This is a genomic window from Rhizobium sp. SEMIA 4085 (assembly GCF_013004495.1).
GTDB lineage: Bacteria > Pseudomonadota > Alphaproteobacteria > Rhizobiales > Rhizobiaceae > Rhizobium > Rhizobium gallicum.
Genome location: NZ_JABEPH010000376.1, coordinates 1 through 5620, shown reverse-complemented (window position 1 = coordinate 5620; position 5620 = coordinate 1). Strand labels below are relative to the sequence as shown.

At 61.4% G+C, this 5620-nt stretch carries 4 protein-coding genes and 2 pseudogenes; 5 read left to right on the top strand and 1 reads right to left on the bottom strand.

Translation table 11 applies throughout. The features are described 5' to 3' along the window. The 3 genes and pseudogenes from C9413_RS32820 to C9413_RS26850 all read left to right on the top strand — a co-directional run. Positions 1-221, top strand: a 221-nt coding sequence (locus tag C9413_RS32820; protein WP_210263622.1) for a hypothetical protein, incomplete at its 5' end; no start/stop codon positions are given. Between the two features lie 85 nt (positions 222-306). Beyond that, positions 307-953 (top strand): annotated as a pseudogene (locus C9413_RS26855) (transposase); the annotation flags it as partial. Positions 954-1038: 85 nt separating this feature from the next. After that, a complete protein-coding gene (locus C9413_RS26850) occupies positions 1039-2376 on the top strand; it encodes a DMT family transporter (RefSeq protein WP_082046657.1) in 1338 nt (445 codons plus the stop codon). 85 nt (positions 2377-2461) lie between these two features. Here C9413_RS26850 and C9413_RS26845 read toward each other — a convergent pair whose 3' ends face one another. Continuing rightward, complete coding sequence (locus C9413_RS26845) at positions 2462-3010, bottom strand: cupin domain-containing protein (RefSeq protein ID WP_040114387.1); 549 nt, start codon at positions 3008-3010, stop codon at positions 2462-2464. Between the two features lie 140 nt (positions 3011-3150). Here C9413_RS26845 and C9413_RS26840 point away from each other — a divergent pair, with 140 nt between their 5' ends. Together C9413_RS26840 and C9413_RS26835 are read left to right on the top strand one after the other, a co-directional pair. Further along, positions 3151-4485 carry an aspartate aminotransferase family protein gene (locus C9413_RS26840; RefSeq protein WP_040114485.1) on the top strand — a complete coding sequence of 445 codons (1335 nt, stop codon included), beginning with the start codon at positions 3151-3153 and terminating at the stop codon, positions 4483-4485. Between the two features lie 53 nt (positions 4486-4538). Next, positions 4539-5492 (top strand): annotated as a pseudogene (locus tag C9413_RS26835) (aldehyde dehydrogenase family protein); the annotation flags it as partial. Positions 5493-5620: the final 128 nt, after the last annotated feature.

Below are 5620 nucleotides of genomic sequence, written 5' to 3'. Positions count from 1 at the left end.
TGCGGTGGCCTATCTCCACGATCTCCAGCCGGTTGGCCAGCAAGATCGGCCGGCCGCCTAGTTTTTTGCTTGATCAGGGCCGTCAATGGCGGCGGGCTCCTTTTGCGGGCATCGCCGTTATTTGCGGGTCTTCATCGGGCTATCGGCAGAAGGACGCGCCGTGGCGCCTGCCGCAGGCGGATCTGCCTAGATGCCGTAATGGGCCGGCGTCTCATGAGTAGCCAGTTGGGTGGCTGTCCCTCAGAATGATGATGTTTGGAAACGAGGTCCGAGCGTTCGGCCTCAAGCATCATGAGAGGAACAGCCGTGGAGTATTATGCAGGAATCGACGTCTCGCTGAAAGAGAGCAGCGTGTGCGTGGTCGACGCGACGGGCAAGTTGGTCCGCGAGGTCAAGGTAGGCAGCGAGCCTGAATGCCTGGTCGGGTATTTTGATCAACTGGACTTTCCGGTAGAGCGCATCGGCCTTGAAGCGGGGCAGTTGTCCCAATGGCTACACGCGGCTCTCGTTGCTGCGGGTCATGAGGTGGTTTTGCTGGAAACGCGGCATATGAAGGCGGCGCTTTCGGCGATGACGGTGAAGACCGACCGCAAGGATGCACGGGGATCGCGCAACTGCTCCGCATGGGGTGGTATCGTCCGGTCCACGCCAAATCGTCGCCGGCCCAGGACACTCGGGCTCTCCTGGTTGGCCGTAAGCTTCTGCAATCCAAGCTGCTCGACGTCGAGCTCAGCATCCGGGGTATCCTGCGCGGCTATGGATTAAAGGTCGGCGAAGTCAGCCGAGGCCGTTTCGAGGCGCGCATCCGCGAACTGATTGCAGGGCATGCGATATTGTCGATGCTGACGGCGCGAGCAGCGCTGTGGAGCGAATTTACCAAGCTGCACCGCGAGATGCTTAGGATCGCCCGCGCCGACAGAGTTTGCCAAAGGCTGGTGAGTGCGCCGGGTGTCCTCTCTGGCCGGAGGGCTGCCGAAGTTGTGCGGGAGGAGCCGAATAACGCAGAGTTCCGAAGAACGGTACTGCCCTGTCGATGACATGGGTACCTTCCTCTATGACGCATTCCTGAAAATCGGCATGACGGGCATCGACGCCCGCTTCATGAAGGATGCGATCCTGGCTTCGGAGCTATCCGGCCATGATGCCACGGCATTCGAAGATTTCCCGAGTACATCAAGCGTGCCCGAAACGGACAGGTTAGTCCTCACGGGCGTCTGCGCATCGAGCGGGACAGCGGGACAATCGTGGTCGCCGTTGGCGACCAGGCTTTCGGGCACATTATCATGCGCGACGCTACCGATATCGCGATCGAGCGCGCCAGAAAACACGGCGTCGCAGTCATTGCAGCGAAGGGTTCCGACTCGGCGGGCCGCATCGCCGATTTCTGCGCTGGTCCGCCCCTTCGTGCTCCAGCGGATCAACGACGCCGTGCACGGCCTCGACATTACAGCCGTGTTCGTGTCCGAAGCCTTTGCATTGAGTTCAGCGCTTTGCTTCGCGATGAGTTCCATGCTCATCAGCGAGCTGAACGGGCGGGTGCCGCTCATGAGACTTGCCAGGTGGCAAATCACTTCAGGTCTTCTCATCACAGCAGCCCTGGCGACGGTATTCGGCGGCTGGGAAACGCTGAGGGCATGGCAGGCATGGACGCTCGCGATATCGGGTACCTTAGGAATCGCCCTCGCGAGTACCACCTACTTCGCTACGATCTACACCGCTGGGCCTCGGCTCACGGCGTTGCTGTTCTCGCTAACATCGCCTTTCGCGCTTTTGCTTGGCTACCTCGTGCTTGGCGAAACGGTCACCGCGATCCAGCTCGCGGGTGTGGCGCTCATCGTCGTCGGCGTTGTCGTTGCTATTGGCGTCCGCCGGCGCCGCCCGCCCACGATGATACCGTTGTCGGACGCTGAACCGATCGAATCCATTCCTCCCGATGCGCCGCCGCCATGGCTGCTCGGAATATCCCTCGGTGTCGTAACGGCGCTGGGTCAGGCGACCGGAAGTCTCGTCGCCCGTCCAGCAATGGCCTCGGGCGCCGAACCGTGCGCCGCCATGGCCGTCCGTTCCATTCCGGCCGCACTTTTCTTCTGGGCACTGCTCATGGTTCCGAAGATCCGACGTGAGCTGACAGAATTCCGGAAGTTCGATCTCGGCATTGCAATTGCGGCCGCGCTCTGCGGCGCAGCTCTCGGCATGTCGCTGCTTATGGCGGCCTTGAGCACCGGAAACGTTGGGATCGTCTCAACGCTTTCGTCGATGACGCCCGTTGTCGTCCTACCGCTGGTATGGGCGCGGACCGGCCAGATGCCTCGTCCCCACGCCTGGGTCGGCGCGGGGCTCGCCATTGCCGGGACAGCATTGATTGGTATGGGCTGAGCGAAGGCGGTTGCGGAAAATCAAGTACCCGGCTCGCGCTCTCGGATCGCGACGGGACCATCTCGTTAGGCTTTCAGGTTGAAGATCAGAAGGTCGGGGGTGTGCACGCGCTAATGACTTCGCAGGGTACGGCACCGACACACCGGAACCGATGCGGACGTCGGCTCTCAAAATAGTAGGCGTCACCGGGACCAAGGATCCGACGGTCGTCGTCTACCGTGACTTCAAGCCTTCCGGAAAGGACAATGCCGCTCTCCTCGCCTTCGTGCACGAGCGGAACCTTTCCGGTATCGGCGCCTGGCTGATAGACTTCTTTCAGCATCTGAAGGCTTCGGCCAAACATGCTCTCGCCCACCTGGCGATACGAGATCCCGCCCTTCCCAATCTCGACGAGCTCCTCGGCCGCGTAGAACGCCTTCTTCGGCATCTCGGGTTCGAGGGCAAAGAACTCCGCCAGCCCGATCGGGATGCCGTCCAGGATCCGCTTAAGCGCTCCTACAGACGGATTCGAGCTGTTTGACTCGATGAGCGATATCGTGGAGTTGGGAACGCCAGTCTTCTTCGCCAGTTCGCGTTGCGACAGGTTGTGAGCGGTTCGGACGTAGCGGAGTCGAGTTCCGATGTCGAAGGTCATGGGCGGCTGTTGATGTTGTTCAAGATACGTCAAACCATATCCGCATTTTCCACAATTTCAATGAGTTACTGAACAAAAGAAAAGGACTTGTTCGCACATCGGAAATGCCGGAAGTGTTCGCCGAGCCGAAGGAGGGCACGATGGATCAGACGAATCTGAAAAACGAACGTTCACTCGAGAACTTTTGGATGCCGTTCACGGCAAACAGGCAGTTCAAGGCATTGCCACGATTGCTCGCCTCGGCGGAAGGCATGCACTACACCGATGTCGACGGCAATTCGGTGCTCGACGGCACCGCTGGTCTCTGGTGCTGCAACGCAGGTCACGGCCGAAAGAAGATTTCGCAGGCTGTGGAGCGGCAGCTTTCGACGCTGGATTTCGCCCCGACCTTTCAGATGGGCCATCCGATCGCCTTCGACTTCGCGTCGAAGCTTGCAAAGATCGCGCCCGGTGGCCCCGACGCGAAGCTCGACCGTGTCTTCTTCACAGGTTCCGGCTCGGAGTCTGTCGACACGGCGCTGAAGATTGCGATCGCTTATCAGCGTTCGATCGGTCAGGGAACGCGAACCCGCATCATCGGTCGCGAAAAGGGCTACCATGGCGTCGGCTTCGGCGGCATCTCCGTGGGCGGCCTGGTGAACAACCGCCGTGTATTTCCGCAGATCCCCGCCGACCACATGCGCCACACCCTGGACATCGAGCGCAACGCGTTCTCGAAGGGCCTTCCCGCGAACGGCATCGAACTTGCGGACGATCTCGAACGTCTGGTTCAGCTCCATGGCGCCGAGACGATCGCCGCCGCAATCGTCGAACCGATGTCCGGCTCGGCAGGCGTCATCCTGCCCCCGAAGGGCTATCTCGAGAAGCTGCGCGCCACCGCCGACAAGTACGGCATCATGCTGATCTTCGATGAAGTCATCACGGGGTTCGGCCGCCTCGGCACGCCGTTTGCCGTCGACTACTTCGGCGTCGTTCCCGATCTCGTCACGACCGCCAAGGGACTGACCAACGGCACCATCCCGATGGGCGCGGTGTTCGCGAGCCGGAAGGTCTACGACGGCCTGATGGTCGGACCCGATAATGCCATCGAGCTCTTCCATGGCTACACCTATTCCGGACATCCGGTAGCCTGCGCTGCTGGCATTGCGACGCTCGAAATCTATGAGGAGGAAGGCCTCCTCACGCGCGCCGCCGAGCTGGCCGAATACTGGCAGGACGCCCTCCATTCGCTGAAGGGCCTCCCTCACGTTGTGGACATCCGCAACCTCGGCCTCGTCGGCGCGGTGGAACTTGCGCCGCGCGACGGAGCATCGGGAACGCGTGCATACGACGTGTTTGTCGATTGCTTCAAGAAGGGCCTTCTGATCCGTGTCACGGGGGACATCATCGCGCTGTCACCGCCGCTCATCGTCGAGAAGGGCCAGATCGAGACTATCGTTTCCACTATCGGCGACGCCCTGAAGCGTGCTGCCTGACAGTTGGGGAGGGCCGGCCTCCGGCCCGCCCTCATCGAGCGACAGGAAAAGAAGTGATTTCGCCCTCCTCTCTCACACGCCGCCTCAAGACACCTTCGCTCCTCTCGGTCGACTCGAAGGAGCAGGAACCAGGTTGCGCGACTTTCGAGGTACGAAATCCTTCGACGGGCGAGCTACTCGCCCGACTACCCGATATGGGTGCTGGCGAAGCCGCGGCTGCGATAGACCGCGCCGAAGTCGCCTTCGTCGCCTGGAAATCGCTAACCGCCCGCGCCCGGTCGAATCTTATCCGGCGGTGGTACGAACTGATCCATGAAAATGCCGAAGACCTGGCAGCGATCCTGACCGCAGAAATGGGCAAGCCTCTCGACGAGGCCCGCTCGGAAGTCTCGCATGCCGCGGCCTACATCCAATGGTACGCCGAGGAGGCGAACCGGATCTACGGCGAGACCATCCCCGCCTCCTCCGAAGACCGCCGCCTGTTCGTGCTCCGACAGCCTGTGGGGGTAGTTGGAGCGATCACGCCGTGGAATTTCCCGGCATCGATGGTCGCCAGAAAGATCGCTCCCGCTCTTGCCGCAGGCTGCACAGTCGTTCTCAAGCCAGCAGAACAGACGCCGCTCGTCGCTGCAGCCATGGTCACGCTTGCTCGGGAGGCGGGCGTTCCGCAAGGTGTTGTCGAGATCGTGTACGCGTCCGAAGGTGATGCGATCGGCCGAGAGTTCTGTTCAAATCCCAAGGTTCGCAAAATAAGCTTCACCGGATCGACGGAGGTCGGCCGCATACTGATGAGGCAATGCGCAGATCAGATTAAGAAGGTCAGTTTCGAACTCGGCGGCAACGCTCCGTTCATCGTCTTCGACGACGCCGACATCGACGCTGCAGTAGAAGGGGCTATCCAGGCGAAGTTCCGTAACGGCGGGCAGACCAGGGGGTCCGGGAAGCGCCCGTACGGCCCATCGAAGGGTTCTGAGGAATTCGCAGAGAAGGGCGTTGCCCGGGCTCGGGGAAAGGGCGGGGGGGGGGGTTGTGGAGCTTGAGGCAGCGAGGGGGGCGCGGTTGTACGGCGTGCTCTGTGGGGCGTGAGAGGATAGTGGCGGTGGCGCGATCGACAGAGCGGCCCTATGCGCCTCAG

Bases quoted from the DNA above. Each gene is read 5' to 3' on its own strand.
- C9413_RS26850 (WP_082046657.1), top strand. From the start codon at position 1,039: ATGGGTACCTTCCTCTATGACGCATTCCTGAAAATCGGCATGACGGGC.
- C9413_RS26840 (WP_040114485.1), top strand. From the start codon at position 3,151: ATGGATCAGACGAATCTGAAAAACGAACGTTCACTCGAGAACTTTTGG.
- C9413_RS26845 (WP_040114387.1), bottom strand. From the start codon at position 3,010: ATGACCTTCGACATCGGAACTCGACTCCGCTACGTCCGAACCGCTCAC.